Source organism: Brevibacillus sp. DP1.3A (assembly GCF_013284245.2).
In the GTDB taxonomy this organism is placed as follows: Bacteria; Bacillota; Bacilli; order Brevibacillales; family Brevibacillaceae; genus Brevibacillus.
The window spans coordinates 1,335,137-1,353,622 of the sequence record NZ_CP085876.1; the positions used below are offsets into that span (position 1 = coordinate 1,335,137).

At 45.1% G+C, this 18,486-nt stretch carries 22 protein-coding genes; 19 read left to right on the forward strand and 3 right to left on the reverse strand.

All coding sequences use genetic code 11. The features are described from left to right. Positions 1 to 62: 62 nt before the first annotated feature. From HP399_RS06070 to sufB, 8 genes are all read left to right on the forward strand, one after another. Entirely contained in the window at positions 63 to 404 is a 342-nt protein-coding gene (locus HP399_RS06070; protein WP_007726372.1) for an SCP2 sterol-binding domain-containing protein, read from the forward strand. 58 nt (positions 405 to 462) lie between these two features. Continuing rightward, positions 463 to 1,605: a M20 peptidase aminoacylase family protein gene (locus HP399_RS06075; RefSeq protein WP_173616593.1), complete on the forward strand. Its 1,143-nt coding sequence runs from the start codon at positions 463 to 465 to the stop codon at positions 1,603 to 1,605. Positions 1,606 to 1,897: 292 nt separating this feature from the next. Next, positions 1,898 to 3,481, forward strand: a complete 1,584-nt coding sequence (gene pckA, locus HP399_RS06080) for a phosphoenolpyruvate carboxykinase (ATP) (RefSeq protein ID WP_173616592.1) — start codon at positions 1,898 to 1,900, stop codon at positions 3,479 to 3,481. 782 nt (positions 3,482 to 4,263) lie between these two features. Further along, entirely contained in the window at positions 4,264 to 5,052 is a 789-nt protein-coding gene (gene sufC, locus HP399_RS06085) for a Fe-S cluster assembly ATPase SufC (RefSeq protein ID WP_017251436.1), read from the forward strand. A gap of 21 nt (positions 5,053 to 5,073) precedes the next feature. Beyond that, complete coding sequence (sufD, locus tag HP399_RS06090) at positions 5,074 to 6,372, forward strand: Fe-S cluster assembly protein SufD (RefSeq protein WP_173616590.1); 1,299 nt, start codon at positions 5,074 to 5,076, stop codon at positions 6,370 to 6,372. Continuing rightward, positions 6,372 to 7,598 (forward strand): cysteine desulfurase, encoded by a 1,227-nt coding sequence (locus HP399_RS06095; protein WP_007726378.1) that lies wholly within the window; start codon positions 6,372 to 6,374, stop codon positions 7,596 to 7,598. The genes sufD and HP399_RS06095 overlap by 1 nt, the downstream gene beginning before the upstream one ends. After that, entirely contained in the window at positions 7,585 to 8,022 is a 438-nt protein-coding gene (gene sufU, locus HP399_RS06100; RefSeq protein WP_173616589.1) for a Fe-S cluster assembly sulfur transfer protein SufU, read from the forward strand. The genes HP399_RS06095 and sufU overlap by 14 nt, the downstream gene beginning before the upstream one ends. Before the next feature lie 39 nt (positions 8,023 to 8,061). Then, positions 8,062 to 9,459: a Fe-S cluster assembly protein SufB gene (gene sufB / locus HP399_RS06105; RefSeq protein ID WP_017251432.1), complete on the forward strand. Its 1,398-nt coding sequence runs from the start codon at positions 8,062 to 8,064 to the stop codon at positions 9,457 to 9,459. Positions 9,460 to 9,519: 60 nt separating this feature from the next. On the opposite strand, the gene HP399_RS06110 is transcribed toward sufB, so the two are convergent. Further along, positions 9,520 to 10,674: a site-specific integrase gene (locus tag HP399_RS06110; protein WP_173616588.1), complete on the reverse strand. Its 1,155-nt coding sequence runs from the start codon at positions 10,672 to 10,674 to the stop codon at positions 9,520 to 9,522. Between the two features lie 60 nt (positions 10,675 to 10,734). Beyond that, on the reverse strand, positions 10,735 to 10,869 hold the full coding sequence (locus HP399_RS30975; RefSeq protein ID WP_173616587.1) for a DNA-binding protein: 135 nt from the start codon (positions 10,867 to 10,869) through the stop codon (positions 10,735 to 10,737). A gap of 107 nt (positions 10,870 to 10,976) precedes the next feature. Here HP399_RS30975 and HP399_RS06115 point away from each other — a divergent pair, with 107 nt between their 5' ends. From HP399_RS06115 to HP399_RS06125, 3 genes are all read left to right on the forward strand, one after another. Next, positions 10,977 to 11,771, forward strand: coding sequence for a helix-turn-helix domain-containing protein (locus HP399_RS06115; protein WP_173616586.1), 795 nt, complete (start codon positions 10,977 to 10,979; stop codon positions 11,769 to 11,771). 325 nt (positions 11,772 to 12,096) lie between these two features. Beyond that, a complete protein-coding gene (locus HP399_RS06120; RefSeq protein ID WP_173616585.1) occupies positions 12,097 to 13,353 on the forward strand; it encodes a helix-turn-helix domain-containing protein in 1,257 nt (418 codons plus the stop codon). Positions 13,354 to 13,379: 26 nt separating this feature from the next. Further along, entirely contained in the window at positions 13,380 to 13,541 is a 162-nt protein-coding gene (locus HP399_RS06125; protein ID WP_173616584.1) for a hypothetical protein, read from the forward strand. Positions 13,542 to 13,918: 377 nt separating this feature from the next. On the opposite strand, the gene HP399_RS06130 is transcribed toward HP399_RS06125, so the two are convergent. Further along, entirely contained in the window at positions 13,919 to 14,293 is a 375-nt protein-coding gene (locus HP399_RS06130; RefSeq protein WP_173616583.1) for a helix-turn-helix domain-containing protein, read from the reverse strand. A gap of 219 nt (positions 14,294 to 14,512) precedes the next feature. Between HP399_RS06130 and HP399_RS06135 the strand changes: the two genes are divergently transcribed. From HP399_RS06135 to HP399_RS06170, 8 genes are all read left to right on the forward strand, one after another. After that, complete coding sequence (locus HP399_RS06135) at positions 14,513 to 14,785, forward strand: helix-turn-helix transcriptional regulator (RefSeq protein ID WP_173616582.1); 273 nt, start codon at positions 14,513 to 14,515, stop codon at positions 14,783 to 14,785. Between the two features lie 297 nt (positions 14,786 to 15,082). Next, positions 15,083 to 15,313 (forward strand): group-specific protein, encoded by a 231-nt coding sequence (locus tag HP399_RS06140; protein WP_173616992.1) that lies wholly within the window; start codon positions 15,083 to 15,085, stop codon positions 15,311 to 15,313. A gap of 39 nt (positions 15,314 to 15,352) precedes the next feature. Next, positions 15,353 to 15,607 carry a hypothetical protein gene (locus HP399_RS06145; RefSeq protein ID WP_173616581.1) on the forward strand — a complete coding sequence of 85 codons (255 nt, stop codon included), beginning with the start codon at positions 15,353 to 15,355 and terminating at the stop codon, positions 15,605 to 15,607. Between the two features lie 62 nt (positions 15,608 to 15,669). Then, complete coding sequence (locus HP399_RS06150) at positions 15,670 to 15,897, forward strand: AbrB/MazE/SpoVT family DNA-binding domain-containing protein (RefSeq protein WP_173616580.1); 228 nt, start codon at positions 15,670 to 15,672, stop codon at positions 15,895 to 15,897. A 367-nt stretch (positions 15,898 to 16,264) separates the two neighbouring features. Continuing rightward, a complete protein-coding gene (locus HP399_RS06155; RefSeq protein ID WP_173616579.1) occupies positions 16,265 to 16,567 on the forward strand; it encodes a hypothetical protein in 303 nt (100 codons plus the stop codon). A gap of 3 nt (positions 16,568 to 16,570) precedes the next feature. Further along, positions 16,571 to 17,056, forward strand: a complete 486-nt coding sequence (locus HP399_RS06160) for a siphovirus Gp157 family protein (RefSeq protein WP_173616578.1) — start codon at positions 16,571 to 16,573, stop codon at positions 17,054 to 17,056. A 12-nt stretch (positions 17,057 to 17,068) separates the two neighbouring features. Continuing rightward, positions 17,069 to 17,977: an AAA family ATPase gene (locus tag HP399_RS06165; RefSeq protein ID WP_173616577.1), complete on the forward strand. Its 909-nt coding sequence runs from the start codon at positions 17,069 to 17,071 to the stop codon at positions 17,975 to 17,977. Between the two features lie 6 nt (positions 17,978 to 17,983). Then, positions 17,984 to 18,427 carry a DUF669 domain-containing protein gene (locus tag HP399_RS06170; RefSeq protein WP_173616576.1) on the forward strand — a complete coding sequence of 148 codons (444 nt, stop codon included), beginning with the start codon at positions 17,984 to 17,986 and terminating at the stop codon, positions 18,425 to 18,427. The last annotated feature ends 59 nt before the right edge of the window (positions 18,428 to 18,486 follow it).

Consider the following 18,486-nt stretch of genomic DNA (forward strand, 5'->3'; position numbering starts at 1 on the left):
TCGCCAAAGGATTCGACCTGACAGGCCACGAACCCAAATGGGAAGAGAGGGGTGGCGTGTAGATGATCGGAATGGGCAGACTGCTTTTTGAACTGGGTGAGCGACTACAAGGAAAAGCACACTTGCGATTCATAACAGCAGGATGGGAGCGCAGGATCGGAATTGTAGTGGATGATTCACCTTCACAGTGGCAATTGACGATAGCAAAAGGCGTTGCATCCTGGGATGTATGGACAGAAGAGCAGCCTGCCGATCTGATCATCAAGGGAGCGGAGAAACAAATGCACATGCTGTTTGGCGGCGATGAGCTCGTCTATGTTCTAGCCAAAGAAAAGGTGCAAATAGCAGGGCCATTGCGCGACCAATTGAAGCTCGATGCCATTTTGCGACTGACCTGTCGGTGAACTGTCTATTGGGCAGTGTGATATAATAGGAAGAAACGGTTCTGGAGGAGGCGCTTTGATGTCTACTGTTATGTCGTTGCAACAGACGGTTGCCGCACGTAAAGATTCTATTGCCGAAACATTCCGTCATCTGCATGAGAATCCGGAGATTAGCTGGAAGGAAGTAGAAACAACTCGTTATTTGGCGGAGCGCATGCGTGCCTTGGGACTGCGTGTTACGACTTTTGACGATTGTACAGGTTTAGTAGCGGAATGGGGCGAAGGGAAGCCAGTTGTTGGCTTGCGCACAGATATCGATGCACTCTGGCAAGAAGTCAACGGTGAATGGCGCGCGAATCATTCCTGTGGTCATGACGCCCATATGACATTGATTGTGGAAACGGTAGAAGCATTGGTCGCCGCTGGATATCAACCGCCGGGAACGTTAAAAATCTTGTTCCAACCAGCAGAAGAAAAAGGAACGGGAGCATTGAAGCTGGTGGAGAAGGGTGTCGTCGATGACATCGATTATTTGTACGGTGTTCACTTAAGACCGATTCAGGAGATGGCACATGGAACGGCGGGACCCGCTATTTACAACGGAGCAGCCATGTTTCTCTACGGGGAAATCACAGGAGTCGCTGCGCACGGAGCGAGACCGCATCTCGGGATCAATGCGATTGAAGTAGCGGGGGCGATTATTTCAGGTCTCGGTCAAGTACATATCAATCCAATGGTACCGGCCACCGTCAAAATGACCATGCTGCAAGCCGGGGGAGAGAGCTACAACATTATTCCGGACAAGGCGCGTTTTGCCCTCGATCTGCGAGCACAGACGAATCAGGCGATGGATGACCTGGTGAATCGTGTTCGTCAAATGATTGACGGAGTGGCGATGTCATTTCAGGCACGTATAGAGGTAGAGGCCGGGTCGCGCATGGTAGCGGCAGAGGTCGATGATCAAGCGAAGGCATTTATGGAGCAGGCGATCGTAGATGTGCTCGGTCAAGAGAATTTGAGAGCGGCGCCTGTCAGTCCGGGAGCGGAGGATTTCCACTACTATACGGTGGAGCGCCCTCATATCAAGGCAACGATGCTGGCTCTTGGATGTGATTTGGTACCAGGGCTGCATCATCCGCTAATGCATTTTGAACGCTCTGCATTGGAAAAAGGTGTGGCGATTTTGTGTCAAACAGTCGTGAAAACGTTTGAAAATACGTAAATCTTTATGCCTTGTGAGAGCAACACTAAGAGAGTAAACTCTTGGTGTTGCTCTTTTTGTGAGGAAAATGTCTCTGTGTACTTCCCGACTAGTCGATAGACTGATTGGTTTGTGGACAAAATACTGCTGTTGGGGAATAATACGCATGAGGAGGGTTATTCACACATTCTCCATAAGAGATTATAAAATTATGTAGCTTATTTAGCTAAATGTGATATACTAATTACAAATCGAGCGACAATTAGAAAGTCACAATAAATGGTACACATTTTGGGAAGGAGATCGTTCACACATGGAAACCAATACGGTTCAAAAGCTTACTGACATTCTTGGAGCTACAAAAGTGTATCATAACTTGCCTGTAGCTAATCTTGTTGAGATGGCAGTGAAGCGTGGCGAAGGGATTTTGACCGATAAGGGGGCGCTCAATGCGCTAACAGGGAAGTTTACCGGCCGTTCGCCAAAGGACAAATTTGTGGTGGACGAAGCTTCCGTACACGATAAAATCAACTGGGGTCCGGTTAACCAACCAATCAGCACTGAAAAATTCCAAGCACTTCAACAAGACGTGCTCCAATACTTACAATCAAAAGATGAACTGTTTGTCTTCGATGGCTTTGCGGGTGCAGATACAACCTATCGTCTGCCGATCCGCGTAGTGAACGAATTCGCTTGGCATAACCTGTTTGCACGTCAGTTGTTCATCCGTCCGTCCGAAGAAGAACTGGCTGCGCACGAATCAGAATTCACGGTTATCTATGCGCCTAATTTCAAGGCCAATCCTGCGGTACACGGCACGAACTCCGAGACTTTCATCGTTTTGAGCTTTGAGCAAAAAACAGTGTTGATCGGTGGCACTGAGTATGCTGGCGAAATGAAAAAGTCGATCTTCAGCGTAATGAACATGCTGCTTCCAGAGCGCAACGTACTCCCGATGCACTGCTCTGCGAACGTAGGTAAAGACGGAGACGTTGCCCTGTTCTTCGGATTGTCCGGTACAGGAAAAACAACGCTGTCTGCTGACCCGGACCGTTTCTTGATCGGTGACGATGAGCACGGCTGGTCTGACAATGGCGTGTTCAATATCGAAGGCGGCTGCTATGCAAAATGCGTCAAGCTGTCTGAAGAAGGCGAACCGCAAATCTGGAAAGCAATCCAGTTCGGTACCGTACTTGAAAATGTAGACGTAAACGAAGCGACTCGTGTAGCAGACTACGATAGCACCAAATATACAGAGAATACACGCGCTGCGTACCCAGTGGAAGCAATTCCGGGTGCTGTGATTCCAGGCGTAGGCGTGCAACCAAATGTCATCGTCTTTTTGACAGCCGATTCGTTCGGTGTATTGCCTCCAATTTCCAAGCTGAATAAAGAGCAAGCCATGTACCACTTCCTGTCTGGCTACACCAGCAAAATGGCAGGTACAGAGCGTGGCGTAACCGCTCCGCAAACAGAGTTTTCTACTTGCTTTGGATCTCCATTCTTGCCGCTGCATCCAGTAGTATATGCAGAAATGCTCGGTAAGAAGATTGACGAGCGCAAGGTTCAAGTATACCTGGTGAACACTGGTTGGACTGGTGGCCCGGTAGGTGTTGGGCAACGTATGAAGCTGTCCTACACACGTGCGATGGTAACAGCAGCATTGAACGGTGAGCTGGAAAAAGTAGACTATGCAGCTGACGAGATTTTCGGGGTACAAGTACCGACTTCTTGCCCGAATGTTCCTGCTGAAGTTCTGCAACCACGCAATACATGGGCAAACAAGGAAGATTACGACAAGCAAGCGGCTGATCTGGCTGCACGCTTCATTGAGAACTTCGAGAAGAAATTCCCGAATGCAGCAGATATTGCGAATGCGGGTCCTAAAGTAAAGTAATCGAACAGGAAAGAAACGGGTAGACGATTAGGTCTATCCGTTTTTTCTTCGTGAAAACAGAAAAAACCGTCAGCCTGTGACCGTCGGTTTTTAGCTCATCCGTTACTTGCTGCCATCGAATACTTTCGAGCTATTGCTGGGACAACTTTTCCATTTGACTGACGGAGAAGAGTCAGGTAAGCTTCCCAAGGGAGCCCTTCAATAGTGTGATAGCGATACATAACGAGAAACTCCTGATTACTCATTCCTGTCAGATTGACATAACCTTTGGAAACGACCTCTTTCACTGGTGAGCAATAGTACAAGCTGCCTTTTACATCGGAAGGGTCACAAGGAAGCGGCAAGGTGTCTTTTGCCTGCTGGACAATTGCTTCTGGTCATTGACTATCAATTTAATGTTGGAGAAACGAGCAGATATTTTCTCTGTGCCCGTTTTTGCGAAGACTGTGGTGCCACCTACGAGTAGTAAGACAATAGCGAGTTTCTTGTACTCTTTTTCAAAATGCTCCATCCCTTTCTAGGTATATAGTGGTGTTTTTTGTAAAAAATACCTAGAGTTTAGGCGGAAACGTATGTCCCAAAGTTCCAAAGGGAAAAATGCTGCGGAGGCAACAATATTTAGGAAGGATTCATGCGCAAAAACGGACTTTCTAAATATAATGATATAAAAAATACAGATATGTTTCATTCCTTGATTTATAATTATTCTTATTATAAGATAGTTATTGAGAATGGATTGAGAATTTACCAACTCACTTTTGACGTGTATGGAGGGAATTCAGATGACAGCAGTACCGCATTTGCAAATAAAAAACCTTCGCGCCAAGATCGAGGACAAAGAGATCCTCAAAGGCCTGAATTTGGAGATCAAGGGCGGCGAAGTGCACGCGATCATGGGACCAAATGGTACCGGTAAATCGACATTGGCATCCACATTGATGGGTCACCCAAAATATGAGGTAACCGATGGCGAAGTGCTGATCAATGACGAAGACTTATTGGAAATGGCAGTAGACGAGCGCGCACGTGCAGGTCTGTTCCTGGCGATGCAATACCCGTCCGAAATCAGCGGTGTAACCAACTCTGACTTCCTGCGTTCTGCGATCAACGCGCGCCGTGGCGAAGGAAACGAAATCTCCCTGATGAAATTCATCCGTGAGATGGACAAAAAGATGAACACGCTGGAAATGGATGAGTCTTTCTCCCACCGTTACCTGAACGAAGGTTTCTCCGGTGGTGAGAAAAAGCGTAACGAGATTCTGCAAATGATGCTCTTGGAGCCAGCTATCTGTATTTTGGATGAAATCGACTCCGGTTTGGACATCGACGCATTGAAAATCGTTGCAGCTGGTGTAAACGAAATGCGCTCCGCAGACCGCGGATTCTTGATTATTACGCACTACCAGCGTTTGCTGAACTATGTAAAGCCTGACTTCGTACACGTCATGATGCAAGGTCGTATCGTGAAGTCCGGTGGTCCTGAGCTGGCTGAACGCCTGGAGGCAGAAGGCTACGACTGGATCAAGGAAGAGCTCGGCATCGAGGACGAAACCGTAAACGCCAACGTGTAGGATGAAGGAGGCAGCAGTGAAATGAGTGTGGATGTACAGCTACGCTTCGATTCCGAGGCGATCACCCAGTACTCCAAAGCTAATCAGGAGCCTGCCTGGTTCCTGGAAAAGCGCCTCGCTGGACTGAAGGCGGCGGGAGAGCTGGCGCTCCCTGCCTTGGAGAAAACGAAGATTGATAAATGGAATACCGTTGATTTCGATCCGTTCCAAACCACTGCGAAGGTGGCAGCGGCGAATGAACTCAGCGATTTGGTAAAAGCACAAATCGATGTCGACAGCGTGAAAAACCTGTTGGTACAAAGAAATGCTTCTACCGTTTTTCAAGCAGTATCCGATGAGTTGAAGGCACAAGGCGTGATTTTCACGACTTTTGCTGATGCTCTGCAATCACATGGCGATCTCGTACAAAAATATTTGCTGAACGTTATCGCACTTGATGAGCACAAGCTGACTGCGCTGCATACTGCAGTAGTGAATGGTGGCGTATTCCTCTACGTTCCGAAAAACGTGGAAGTAGATGTTCCCCTGCAAGCTGTGTATGAAATCGCAGGCGACAATGCTCTGTTGGCTCCACATGTTTTGATCGTGGCAGAAGCGAACAGCAAAGTAACCTACGTGGATACATATGTATCTGGCGAAGGCAAAAGCATGGTTGCGAACAGCGTTGTTGAAGTATATGTAGGCGCGGGCGCATCTGTGCAAGTAGCTTCTGTACGTTCGCTGTCTGTAGACGTTCACGACTACAGCTTCCGTCGTGCAACCATTGATCGCGATGGAAAAATGGAATGGATTTTGGGTGAGATGAACGATGGCAATACCGTTGCCAACAACACCACCATCCTCAAGGGAACTGCTTCGATCGCAGAGACCAAATCCATTTCTGTAGGTACTGGTTCCCAACGTCAAAACCTCACTTCCCAAGTTCAACATATCGGCACGCACACGGAGTCTGACATGGTGAGCAAGGCTGTTATGACGGATGAAGCAGTGAGTATCCTAAACGGTATCACGAAAATCGAAAAAGGCGCTGAAAAGGCAAACGGCGTACAGGCGGAAAACATCCTGATGCTGAGCGATAAATCTCGCGGTGATGCCAACCCGATCCTGTTGATCGACGAGGATGACGTTAAAGCGGGTCACGCAGCTTCGGTAGGACGTTTTAGTGAAGAGTCTATCTTCTACTTGATGTCTCGTGGTATTTCCCGTCAAGGCGCAGAACGTCTGATCATTCTCGGCTTCCTGGAGCCAGTTGTCGCTGAGATTCCAGTAGAAGAAGTGAAAAACAGACTCCGTCAGGCGCTTGAAAGGAAGTTAGGCTAATGAACGCCAAGGAGCTTCGGAAATATTTTCCCATCCTACACCAAGAAGTAAACGGACATCCGCTCGTTTATTTGGATAATGGTGCAACCTCTCAAAAGCCGATTCAGGTTATCGAGGCGATGGATAAATACTACAGGGAGTATAACTCCAATGTGCACCGTGGCGTGCACACCTTGGGTAACATAGCGACAGATGGGTACGAGGGCGCGCGTGAAAAAGTTCGCGCCTTCATCAACGCCCGTGAAGCCGCAGAAATCGTCTTTACACGTGGTACGACATCTGCTTGTAATACGGTAGCTTATGGCTATGCTCGCAAGTACCTGGGGCCTGGAGATGAAATCGTGACCACTTTGGTGGAGCATCACGCCAATTTCATTCCATGGCAGCAGGCAGCCAAGGCGACCGGAGCGACTTTCAAGTTCATTCCGCTGGCAGAGGACGGTACCGTTACTCTGGAAGCGGTCAAGGAAACAATTACGGACAATACCAAACTCGTTGCGATTCACCATGTTTCCAACGTATTGGGGGATACTACCCCAATCAAGGAAATTGCCCAAATCGCTCATCAGCATGGCGCACTTTTGTTTGTTGATGGAGCGCAGGGTGCTCCACACAAGAAAATCGACGTCCAGGATTTGGATTGCGATTTTTATACGTTTTCAGCGCACAAGATGGCAGGCCCGACAGGCGTAGGTGTTCTGTACGGCAAGCGTGAGGTGCTGGAGCGTGTGGAGCCGATGGAGTTCGGCGGAGAAATGATCGATTATGTGGATATGTACGATTCCACGTGGAAGGAGCTTCCTTGGAAATTTGAAGGAGGAACTCCGATCATCGCAGGAGCTATCGGATTGGGAGCAGCGATTGACTTTTTGGAAGAGATCGGAATGGACAATATCGAGCGCCATGAAAAACATCTCGTCAAGTACGCGATGGAACAAATGCGCGAGATCGAAGGATTGAAGATTTACGGCCCACAGCAGGACCGCAGCTGTTTAATTACATTCAACCTGGATACAGTACATCCGCATGACCTGGCGACGGTGCTGGACAGTTACGGAATCGCAGTTCGTGCCGGTCATCACTGCGCACAACCGCTGATGCGTTGGCTGAATGTGACGGCTACCGCTCGGGCAAGCTTCTACCTGTACAACACAGAAGAAGAAGTAGATGTGCTGATCGCGGGCTTGAAGAAGACGAAGGAGTATTTCGGCAATGTCTTCTCTTGATGATTTATACCGCCGCGTCATTATGGATCACTACCAGAAACCGCGCAACCGCGGCAAGCTGGAAGAATCCGACGGACTCATTGTGAATTTGAATAACCCGACCTGTGGCGACAGCATCTCGCTCTCCTTGAAAGTGGAGGACGGCAAAGTGGTGGACGCGAAGTTCCTTGGCGAAGGCTGTTCGATCAGCATGTCGTCTGCATCCATGATGACAGATGCTGTCAGAGGCAAGCCAGTAGCAGAAGCACTGGAGCTGTCGCAAAAATTCTCCGATATGATGCAAGGCAAAGAAATCGATGACTCGATTGATCTTGGTGATATCGAAGCCTTGTCTGGCGTAGCCAAGTTCCCAGCGCGAATCAAGTGCGCGACATTGGCTTGGAAAGCATTGGAGCAAGGTGTCAAACAGGCGGAGCAAGAATAATGATGGGTAAGGGACATGAACACGAAGGAGTGAGCAACGATGGCTGTTAAAGGCCCAGAAATACAGGAGTATCAGTACGGTTTCCACGATAAAGACGTTTCAGTATTCCGTACCAAAAAGGGTTTGACACGCGAGATCGTCGAAGAAATTTCGAAGATCAAGGATGAGCCAGCATGGATGCTGGAATTCCGCTTGAAATCGCTGGACATCTTCAACAGCATGCCGATGCCAAAATGGGGCGGCGATCTGGATGACCTCGATTTTGACAGCATCACCTACTACGTAAAGCCTTCTGAAAAGCAAGGCCGTAGCTGGGATGAGGTGCCAGAAGAAATCAAGGCAACCTTTGACAAGCTGGGTATTCCAGAAGCAGAGCAAAAGTTCCTCGCAGGTGTATCTGCTCAGTATGAATCTGAGGTTGTATACCACAACATGCAGGAAGACCTGGAAAAACTGGGCGTTCTCTTCTGCGACATGGATTCCGCAGTAAAACTGCACCCAGAAATCGTGAAGGAATACTTCGCGACAGTGATTCCTCCAGCAGACAACAAGTTTTCTGCATTGAACTCGGCAGTATGGTCCGGTGGTTCCTTCATTTACGTACCAAAAGGCGTAAAAGTAGAAACTCCACTGCAAGCCTACTTCCGTATTAACTCGGAGAACATGGGTCAATTCGAGCGTACGCTGATCATCGCCGATGAAGATTCCTTCGTTCACTATGTAGAGGGCTGTACAGCTCCAATCTACAGCACGGATTCCTTGCACTCCGCTGTCGTAGAAATCATTGTAAAAGAACGCGCTCGTTGCCGTTACACCACGATCCAAAACTGGTCCAACAACGTATACAACCTCGTTACTAAACGTGCGGTTGCATACGCGGATGCGAACATGGAATGGATCGATGGTAACATCGGTTCCAAGCTGACGATGAAATACCCAGCTGTTATCATGAAAGGACCTCGCGCAAAAGGTACCGTTCTTTCCATTGCAGTAGCAGGAAAAGGACAACACCAAGACGCAGGTGCGAAAATGATTCACCTGGCGCCAGATTGCACATCGACGATCATTTCTAAGTCGATTTCCCGTGATGGCGGAAAAGTAACCTACCGTGGTCTGTCGCAGTTTGGACGCAAGTCGGAAGGCTCCAAGTCCAACATCAAGTGCGATACGCTGATTTTGGATAAACTGTCCACGTCCGACACGATCCCGTACAACGAGATCATGAATGACAGCATCACGCTTGAGCACGAAGCGACTGTATCCAAGGTATCTGAGGATCAACTCTTCTACCTGATGAGCCGTGGTCTGTCTGAAGCAGAAGCAACTGAAATGATCGTAATGGGCTTCATCGAGCCATTCACGAAAGAATTGCCGATGGAGTATGCGGTTGAGATGAATCGTCTCATTAAGTTCGAGATGGAAGGTAGCATCGGTTAACCCTTGCGCCACAAGGGTTTCCGAGCTTCAGAAATGGGCTTGCCCATAATTTGCCCATATTTATTTTTGGACGTATCGCTCATATAGTGCGAGAGCATCGTCCTCAATCTTTTTCGTAACATGTAGATACGTGTCCGCTGTGACTTTCACGCTTGCGTGCCCAAGTCGCTCGGACACGTATTTTATATTTGCACCAGCTTCAAGTAAATGAACGGCATGAGTATGCCTGAGGGCGTGAGGAGATAGAACGGGAAGTTCGGCTCGCTTACAAATCTCTTTAAAGTAATCACGGACCACATTGGTACGTAGCCAGCGTCCCTCGTGTTGGTGGAAAATAATATTGTCTTTAGTGGGTTTGTAGTTTTTATACATTAGGCAAACCTCTTTTTGGTTTATCCTATGACGTTTCATTTGTTTTATTGTGATTTCGTCTAGTTTGATAGTTCTTTCACTGCTTTTAGATTTCGGAGTTGATAAGTATGGCTGCGAATTCAAGGGATAGACGAGAGTCTTATTAACCGTTAATGTTTTTGCATCAAAGTCAATGTCATCCCAGGTCAGCGCAAGTGCTTCGCCGACCCGAAGTCCGGTACGAGCGAGCAGTGTGAAAAAAGCATAGTATTGGATGGAGTGTTGGTATTTCGCATTTTTCACTGGAGCTTTTACACAGTCCAAAAAACTTTCCAGCTGCTCTCGGGTAAAGTGAGCCACCTTGCTTGACTTGTCTACTTGCTTTGGTATCTTGATCTTTTGAACAGGATTTTCCCGTAAAACGCGAAACTCGTGGACGGAATCATTCATAGCTGTACTGAATATGCTGTGTATCCGTCTGACTGTGCCTTCGCTGTAATGACCTCGTAACTCGTTGATCCATTTTTGGTATTCATTTCGGGTGATGTCTTTCAGTCGGTATTTTCCCCACCGAGGCAGGATGTTAAGTCGGACATTCCTTTCCTGGAGAGTATAGGTGATCGGCTTCAAATTTGGCCTTTTATATATCTCCAACCAATCGTCGAAGAAGCTATCTACCCGTTCGCCTCCGTTCTCAGCAAAACCAAAATGATTGATCTTTGATTCCTCTTCAGTTGCTGCGAGTTGTGCCTCCTTTTTGGTTCGAAATCCTCCTTTAGACTTTTCTTTTTGTTTTCCAGTTTGCCGATCAATAAACACTATCCGATATTCCCAGTTCTGACCACGTTTCCGGAAAGATGCCATTTAATATACTCCATTTCAATTTGAATTTAAAAAAAAGCGCATCCGGTTGGGTGCGTCTTTTTATTGGTGCCTTTTTTGAAGCAATGTAACAATGTAATTGCTCAAGCTTCTGTTTTCATTTTTTGCTTCTTCTTCAAGTTTCGTTTTTAACTCTTTGGGCATTGTTATAAGTGCCTTGGTAGTTTCTGATGACATGATTCTTCACCTCCTATCCAAAGTATAAACAATCTAATATAGTATTGCAATACTGTGTATCTATGTATATACTTTAGATATCTAATAGATATAAAGGAGATATCCGAATGGATAAGAGCATGTTATTAGAAATGCAGCCGTTTAGTTATTTTGCTTCAAAGGAACAACTAAGACAGTCCATCAATGAACGGGTACGAAAATTAAGAAATGAGCTTACTCCATCAACTATGAGTGTCCTGGATGTATTAAGGCTACGATCAATGAAAGTTTTAGGAGTTTCGTATCTGAAAATCGAGACAATTATGGCTTTAACAAAATTAAGCCGGGCAAGCGTGGAAAGGGCTATTAGAAAGTTGGATAAGGTAGGGATTATAAAAAGAGTGACAACTAGCAGAAAAACGGGGCTCCAGGGCGCGAACATGTACTATTTTTTACCCCTTAATGACGGGGTTGAGGTGACGGGGTTGGACAAGCCTAAAAAGCCTGATACGCAAAAGGTTGAGGCGCCCAAGCAGGAAGCTAATACGGGGGTTTTTAATACTCCAAGAAGACCAAAAGAAACTAAGAAAAATAACGTAAACGGAACGCACCTCGCGAAAGACAGCTCTGTAATTCCTTCTTACATCCCGAAAGAATTTGCTAAGCTGATCCAACAAGGATTTTCATGTGGAAGAGTAATCAAACAGTTCTGGGGAAAGGTGGTGATGTTTAAAAACGTTTCAGGATGGACTCGTAACGAAAACGTGTTGCCAGTTGCTGCTGACGCATGGGAATACACCAAGCACGAATACAAGAGGGATAAAAAAGAGTGGGAACTTGATCGATTCCTAAAATGTTTCTATGGAACGATGAAGCGGATCGAAGAGAAGAGAGTGGAGGAGTACGCAGCAATTTGGACGTAATCTGATTAAGAAAATTATCTACGCAATAAAATTTTCTAAAGGAAAATGCTATACTAACAAAGTGCAATTTACTTTCTTTAACAAATAATTGAAATCTTGTATAAAGCAAAAAGCCAACGGGGTCTGCATAGTTGGTAGCTATGCAAACTCTTTACCACCAAGACGCACCCTTGGTGGCGGGCCGGAGCCACTTTCCGTTAGCTTAAATAATTCTACAGGGTAAAAAGAAATAGGACAAGTGGCACGAATCAATAATTCTTACAAAACCTGCCATCTACAATATTTGGTGAACGGCTTTTGCTTCTCAAAGGGGAGAAGTGATAAGATGAGCGGTTCAATTGAAGAGTTAAACAGAAAAGAGTTTGGAGCTGCTTTAAAAACGCTCCGTGAAAAAGCACGCATTAATGATGCACGAGTCAGCCAAGAGAAGTTAGCAGAGCTCCTGGATGTATCTAGGATAACAATAGTCAATACGGAGAAGGGACAAAACGTTCCCAAGGCTTCGTTTGTTGAAAAAGCATACCATTTGTTTCAAAGTGGCGAATTGGTCATGAGGTATGTGCTAATACAGCAAGATAAGAAAGAAGTATCTCACCTAGCAATGAAAATTCAGCCACATGACTATAAGCTCGCTATTCGGGTAATTCAAATGATTATGCGGGAATCGTTTAGTCAAGGGGATCTACATGGTGTGATTACAAATCTCTTTCGCTTAATCCTGTGGGACATCGAGGAGAAGGGAAAGACGAGTAGACGAAAAATACAATATCTAACTCAGGCGTTTATAAATTATGATCCTGAACACAACGGATTCTTAGATTTGCTTGACGAGTTGTATCACATTTCGAAAAAACGGAAAAACTTCGATGCGTTTCTTTCTATTACGGAGGCGATCACCCAAGAAATAAAGTTAGATGATCGGCGTTTATCGCAGTTATTCTATCAGGAAGCTACGGCTTTCTATATTAAAGGTCAACACGATAAAGCCTATAGGCTGTCTAATAGAGCGATAGAAGCAATGGCAGGGGTAGTTTACCAGCACACAGCGCACATCTACCACAGACATTCGCTTATATGTATGCAGCTTGCATTTTACGATGAGGCACTGGAACATGCAAAGGTTTGTTTGGAGATGGCACCAAAAGCGTCTGAACTGCACAAATTAGTAAAACAAGGCATGGCACGAATGTACTACATGAATCAAAATTTTGATGAGGCTAAAGAGCTCTGGGACGAATTATTTAAGACAATGGGTAAAAATGATATCAGAAAAGTGCATTCGCTTAATGACATCATTTTTATGGAAATCAGATTAGGGCATTTCGACAAAGCGGACAAGCTCATTGACGAATGTGACAGACTATTGCAACTTGCAGAAAAAGAAGAATGGTCTTTCTTCCAAGCAGAAAAGCTATTACTGTTTCGCAACAAAGTTCTGTATCACGCACAAAAAACAGGAGATTTTTTTCACAAAGATGTTTCTGACATGCTGGGGGAATTGAAAGTAAGCTATCTAAAAGATGAATTTGAGCTTACGAAAAACTTTGTCCTCGATAAGGCATTTTTGTCAGCTAAAATGTAATTATCACGACAAAGGAGGCATCATCTATGAAGAAAGTATTGACTAGTGCTTTTGCTGCAATTTTGATTGGGGTTATCTCATCTGGGTCCACAGCGTTAGCTGGTCCACCAGAGGGGAACGGGCTTGTCGCTCCGTTTCCAACGAAACCGCCAGTCATCGTGTATGGTCCGCCAGAAGGTAACGGATAAATAACGACTGTAAAATGTAAAGTGGTAACAGTTGTTTGTTAAAATTTCTTTGATCGCTTTACAGAAATTTTGGAAATAATGTCATAAAATAGTGGTAGGGAGTTGTCCCTGTCACTATTTTTTTGTTCTAGGACTGGAAACAGTTGCAAAATGTACAAGATACTCATACAATAAATAAGAACCTATGTTCGATTCAAGGGGGAGAAAGTGTGATCACAGTTAAGTCAACAAAATGGACTCCAGAACTGGTAGGGATTTTACATAATCTATTGAAAGAGGACCATGGCGAAGCTCTCCAAAATATCGAAGACATCGTTTCGAAAGAAAATCCAAATAAAAGAAAGAACGACCAGTCTCCCCGTTGAGATTGGTCGTTCTTATTTCAGTGCATTCAATATTCCAATTACCCGATCGAGGCTTTCGGCGTTGTCGTCCATTTCCATCAGGATACGAACAGCTTCTTTTTTCTTTTCGTTTACGTCTGGGTCATTGAGAATTTTTTCGAAAGCATTTGCCACTTCTACCTGACCAGCCAATTTTAATAGATTCTCTAATGGATAGTCATAAGCGGTTGCCAGTTTTTGAAGAGTGTCAGTAGTTGGCTTTACTGTTTTTTTCGAACTCCGATTTACATTCAATTCTAAATCGCGAATGTAAGAGAAATTTAATTCGGTTATATCTGCAACTGCTCTCAAGGAGAGTTTTTTGGCTTTCCTCAAGGCTTCAAGAGTTTTTCCTAGTTCATTTTGCATAGTGGGTAACACCTCATTTGTGTTGTGTTCACACAACAAATTGTAGTATATATACGACAAAATGGGAAGAGATCATTTGTTCTTTGTGGTGAATTTTTATAAAAAGCTATTGACGATATGTTGGATGTACAATACAATTCGACGTATAGATACAACAAAAGTTTGTTTGTCCACTACAATTCGTTGCCTGTAAGCAACACTAGGGAGGTGAATACCCCTATGAAAAATAACATCAGGATTTTACGGAGAAGTCCAGAGTATGATCTATCTCAAGAAGAACTAGCAATTGCCCTTGGAACAACAAGGGACAGGATCAGCGCTATTGAGAATGGGGCTATCCCTGGCGGAAAATTGATGATTAAGATTTGCATCTTTTTCAATCGTGATATACGCGATATTTTTTTTACCGAGGATGTTGTATGCACAATACAAAAGGTTAAAAAAAAACGCCAAAAACACGAGCCAAAAAAAGCTATTAGAAGTGCAGTATGACGAGCAAGGCCGTATGATGTTACATCCAGATTTTCACCCTAATCAAGGGAAACCATTCTCGGAAGAAGAGACGGCCTATCTTTGTAAATTCTACGCTACCGATACTCTCAAATCTTTATCACTTGCTCTTGGGCGCCTTGAAAAGTCCTTGGAATATAGGATTAAGTATCTCAAAAAGAAGGCGCTATTTGATTACTACCGGGCCAAATGGGATCGACAAATTAATGCTTAAAGAAAGGAGTGAACATTTTGAAAAAGTTAGTGGCTATAGATTTAGATGAACAAGAGGTAAGAAATATGTGCCATGAAAAGATTTCGGAATTGATCAAGGAAGTCGATGCAGAATTAGTTTTTTGGGACAAGAAAGAGCTATTACGCAGAACCATGATGTGTTGGCCCACTATTCTTAATCAGTTCTTTTATGATCCCAGATTCCCCAAACATAAAATAGGCACTAAATGGTACTTCCCAGCTAGAGAGACTAGAGAGTTTTTAACTCAGTGGTTATCTGAACAACCCAAGCATTGATTGTTGGTTCTTAATCTGAATGAAAGGAAGTGACAGGCTGTGAGGTACGACTTTGATTCTGCAATGGACCGGATAGCAGAGCTTTGGCGCATCTACAGACATCTTAGACATCAGTCAGCTAACGGGTCATGGGATTGGTGGATCGTGAATGAAGTGAACGAGCTGGAAAAGGAAATGGCAGCTGCCAGAGAATACGAAAAGGCCACTGCTCGCAACAGTGACCAATTCAACACACAAACCAATTTGAATAGTCCTATCCTACCACAGTTTCTGGGAGGTGGACAAGCTCTATGACACGATCATCGGAATAGCGGTATGAGCTTGAATCTATCTGAAAATACAGGGGGATTAAGGACATGAAATCAACGGGCGTGGTAAGAAAAATGGATCATTTAGGACGAGTTGTTTTGCCAAAGGAGCTGCGCAACACCTTTGATATTCCGGAAGGTACCCCAATGGAGATCTTCGTGAACAATCACCAAATCATTCTCCAGAAGTATGTGCCTGGTTGTGTTTTGTGTGGAAGTGTTGAAGACGTTCAATCTCATAAAAGCGGGAAGTTGGTGTGTAAAGGATGCCTTTAAACCTTGATCGATTCTCAGTAGTAAGTATTCCAGATGCTCAAGAAGCCAAAGTGGTGGACCACTGCGATGAATGCGGTGGGGAGATTTTCAAAGGCAACTTAGTTTGGAAAGTCGGTAGTGACATCTTCTGCAGACGTGAATGCATGCTTACAAATATCGGAGCAAAAACCATCACTGCTGGGGAGGAATAGGGTACAACGTGGGCTTCGGCCCTGCGTGCAGCTGGTATGAGTTTGTCAGTTGCACGGAGGTTCGAACCTCCAATCACATAGCGAGGTCATCGGGATCAGTCAGAGGAGCTGTACGGCTGCCGTAGAGGTTGGGACGGTGGCGGCCTCGTGAACAAAGGCAAAGGGGGTGAACGTGTTTGACCTTGGAAGAAAAGATTAGTGGCGTAAAGTACGAGCTTGAGTCCCTCAAAAACGAGCTGGATCACCGATTCAATAATCCAGCAGATATTCTCAACGCTTTTGCTGATTTTTACAAGAAATTAGACGGAATGATTACTGACATGACTGTAATTGAAGAATCCGTTGAAGAGATTGAGTATCAATTGGAACAGCATCAAAAAGTAAAAGACTCCGCTGCAACGGAGTCTCAGGAAAGCATTATACACGAATCTGGTAGCTCAAGCATAGCGTTTCAATCACAAGAAATCAAGGGAGGGTAGATTATGAATTTGTATGAAATGGCAGATCAATACGCTGCTATTTTACAAGTTATAACAGAAGATGAAACGCATTCTGTAGGCTTGGCAGATGCACTTGAAGCATTGAAGGACGCAATTGAAGTAAAAGCTGAAAACATTGTAAAGATGATGAAAAACATCGATGGCTATATGGAAGTGATTCGGAATGAAGAAAAGCGTCTTGCTGATCGCCGAAGAACATTGGAAATTCGGCGTGACGGTCTGAAACGTTATCTTGAAGATCAGCTTGGCAAGGCTGGTTTGAATCACATTAAAACGCCTATCTTTACAGTTTCCTTGCAGAAAAATGCCCCATCAGTCCAAGTGTTGAATGAATCAATCATTCCTTCGAATTATTGGGTGAACACAGCCCCAACCTTAAACAAGACAATGATATCTGAGTTGCTAAAAAAAGGGGAAGAAATTCCAGGCGTTGCCCTTCATCAGGGGAGTAGCCTTCGGATCCGGTAGGGAGGAGTCGTTATGTTCACACCGACATTAGCTGTTCGGGAAAAGCTAAAAGGCTGCCTTGCAGTAATTGGAGCTTCTGGCAGTGGTAAAACCCTTTCCTCTCTCTTTATTGCCTATGGGATGATGCGGGGAGCGTACCCAGAGCTGGATGAGGCGTCCGTGTGGAAGAAAATCGGGGTTGTCGACACAGAACACAAGCGAGCTCTCCTGTATGTAGGGACAAGCGTCCAAGACGTTCAGATCGGGCAGTTCTTCCACATTGATTTGCAATCGCCGTATTCAACCGAGCGCTACGAAGCAGCCATAGAGGCATTAAAAAAAGCTGGTTGTGAGGTTGTTATTGTGGATAGCCTCTCTCATGCCTGGGAAGGTATTGGCGGCATTTTGGACAAGCAGATTGATCTCGGGGGCAGGTTCCAAGACTGGAAGCCCTTAAAGCCTGTGATTAAAAAATTTGTCCAGACGCTGACCGAAAACGATCTTCATATTATCGGAACCATGCGAACCAAGCAGGACTATCAAGCTGTTCCGGATGACACTGGACGTTTGCAGATCCGCAAATTAGGACTCAAGCCAATCCAAAAAGATGATCTGGAGTATGAGTTCATGATCGTATTTCAAATCGATCAGGACCATAAAGCAGTTACTACAAAGGACAATTCCAATATGTTCGTAGAGCTTGTTGGTGCGCTTACACCTGAACATGGGACGAATATTTACAAATGGCTCGAGCTCGGTATTGATGTAAAGGCCGAAGAGGAGAAGCAACGCACAGAAGCAATCGAAAAGGTCAACACAATCCTCAAAAATAAGCCTGACGCTATGAAGCAAATCGAACAAATGGAATTTAAGGCCGGAAGAAAACTGGATCAATTCACTTTGGCCATGGCTCAACGAGCCTTGGAGATATTAGGAGGATGATGATAAATGGGTTTTAAAATCGATCATAGCAGAGCAGGTTCTGATTTCGAACCTATCAAGCCAGGAGAGTACGAAGTAGTTCCAATCAACTATGAGTTGAAACCCGCAACAGATAGCGGAAACAACCGAATCGTTTTTGACTATGAAATCCGCTCTGACGTGGATCAGCCTTGCCAAGGACAGAAGCTACTCTATGATAATTTCACCATCACGGAGAATGCCATGTGGAGGATTCAGCAAGCGTCAAAAGCAGCTGGTTTCCCTGACGGCATGGAATTTGCCAATTTCAAAGAATGGGCGGACACCTTCAAAGGAAAAGCAGTGCGTGTTTACGTTGGTGAAAGAACACATAATGGCAAAAAATATCCGGAAGTAAAACGATTTATGGAGTCAATAGCAGCTCCAGTTATTGAAGGTAAACCACTGTCCGACAGTGATGTGCCATTTTGATCCACACGAAGGAGGGAAGGGGGAGTGAAACTCCCTTCCTGCAACTGAAAGGGGAATAG

Coding starts and splice junctions, on each gene's coding strand:
- HP399_RS06070 (WP_007726372.1), top strand. CDS start 63: ATGATCGGAATGGGCAGACTGCTTTTTGAACTGGGTGAGCGACTACAA.
- HP399_RS06075 (WP_173616593.1), top strand. CDS start 463: ATGTCTACTGTTATGTCGTTGCAACAGACGGTTGCCGCACGTAAAGAT.
- pckA (WP_173616592.1), top strand. CDS start 1,898: ATGGAAACCAATACGGTTCAAAAGCTTACTGACATTCTTGGAGCTACA.
- sufC (WP_017251436.1), top strand. CDS start 4,264: ATGACAGCAGTACCGCATTTGCAAATAAAAAACCTTCGCGCCAAGATC.
- sufD (WP_173616590.1), top strand. CDS start 5,074: ATGAGTGTGGATGTACAGCTACGCTTCGATTCCGAGGCGATCACCCAG.
- HP399_RS06095 (WP_007726378.1), top strand. CDS start 6,372: ATGAACGCCAAGGAGCTTCGGAAATATTTTCCCATCCTACACCAAGAA.
- sufU (WP_173616589.1), top strand. CDS start 7,585: ATGTCTTCTCTTGATGATTTATACCGCCGCGTCATTATGGATCACTAC.
- sufB (WP_017251432.1), top strand. CDS start 8,062: ATGGCTGTTAAAGGCCCAGAAATACAGGAGTATCAGTACGGTTTCCAC.
- HP399_RS06110 (WP_173616588.1), bottom strand. CDS start 10,674: ATGGCATCTTTCCGGAAACGTGGTCAGAACTGGGAATATCGGATAGTG.
- HP399_RS30975 (WP_173616587.1), bottom strand. CDS start 10,869: ATGTCATCAGAAACTACCAAGGCACTTATAACAATGCCCAAAGAGTTA.
- HP399_RS06115 (WP_173616586.1), top strand. CDS start 10,977: ATGGATAAGAGCATGTTATTAGAAATGCAGCCGTTTAGTTATTTTGCT.
- HP399_RS06120 (WP_173616585.1), top strand. CDS start 12,097: ATGAGCGGTTCAATTGAAGAGTTAAACAGAAAAGAGTTTGGAGCTGCT.
- HP399_RS06125 (WP_173616584.1), top strand. CDS start 13,380: ATGAAGAAAGTATTGACTAGTGCTTTTGCTGCAATTTTGATTGGGGTT.
- HP399_RS06130 (WP_173616583.1), bottom strand. CDS start 14,293: ATGCAAAATGAACTAGGAAAAACTCTTGAAGCCTTGAGGAAAGCCAAA.
- HP399_RS06135 (WP_173616582.1), top strand. CDS start 14,513: ATGAAAAATAACATCAGGATTTTACGGAGAAGTCCAGAGTATGATCTA.
- HP399_RS06140 (WP_173616992.1), top strand. CDS start 15,083: ATGTGCCATGAAAAGATTTCGGAATTGATCAAGGAAGTCGATGCAGAA.
- HP399_RS06150 (WP_173616580.1), top strand. CDS start 15,670: ATGAAATCAACGGGCGTGGTAAGAAAAATGGATCATTTAGGACGAGTT.
- HP399_RS06160 (WP_173616578.1), top strand. CDS start 16,571: ATGAATTTGTATGAAATGGCAGATCAATACGCTGCTATTTTACAAGTT.
- HP399_RS06165 (WP_173616577.1), top strand. CDS start 17,069: ATGTTCACACCGACATTAGCTGTTCGGGAAAAGCTAAAAGGCTGCCTT.
- HP399_RS06170 (WP_173616576.1), top strand. CDS start 17,984: ATGGGTTTTAAAATCGATCATAGCAGAGCAGGTTCTGATTTCGAACCT.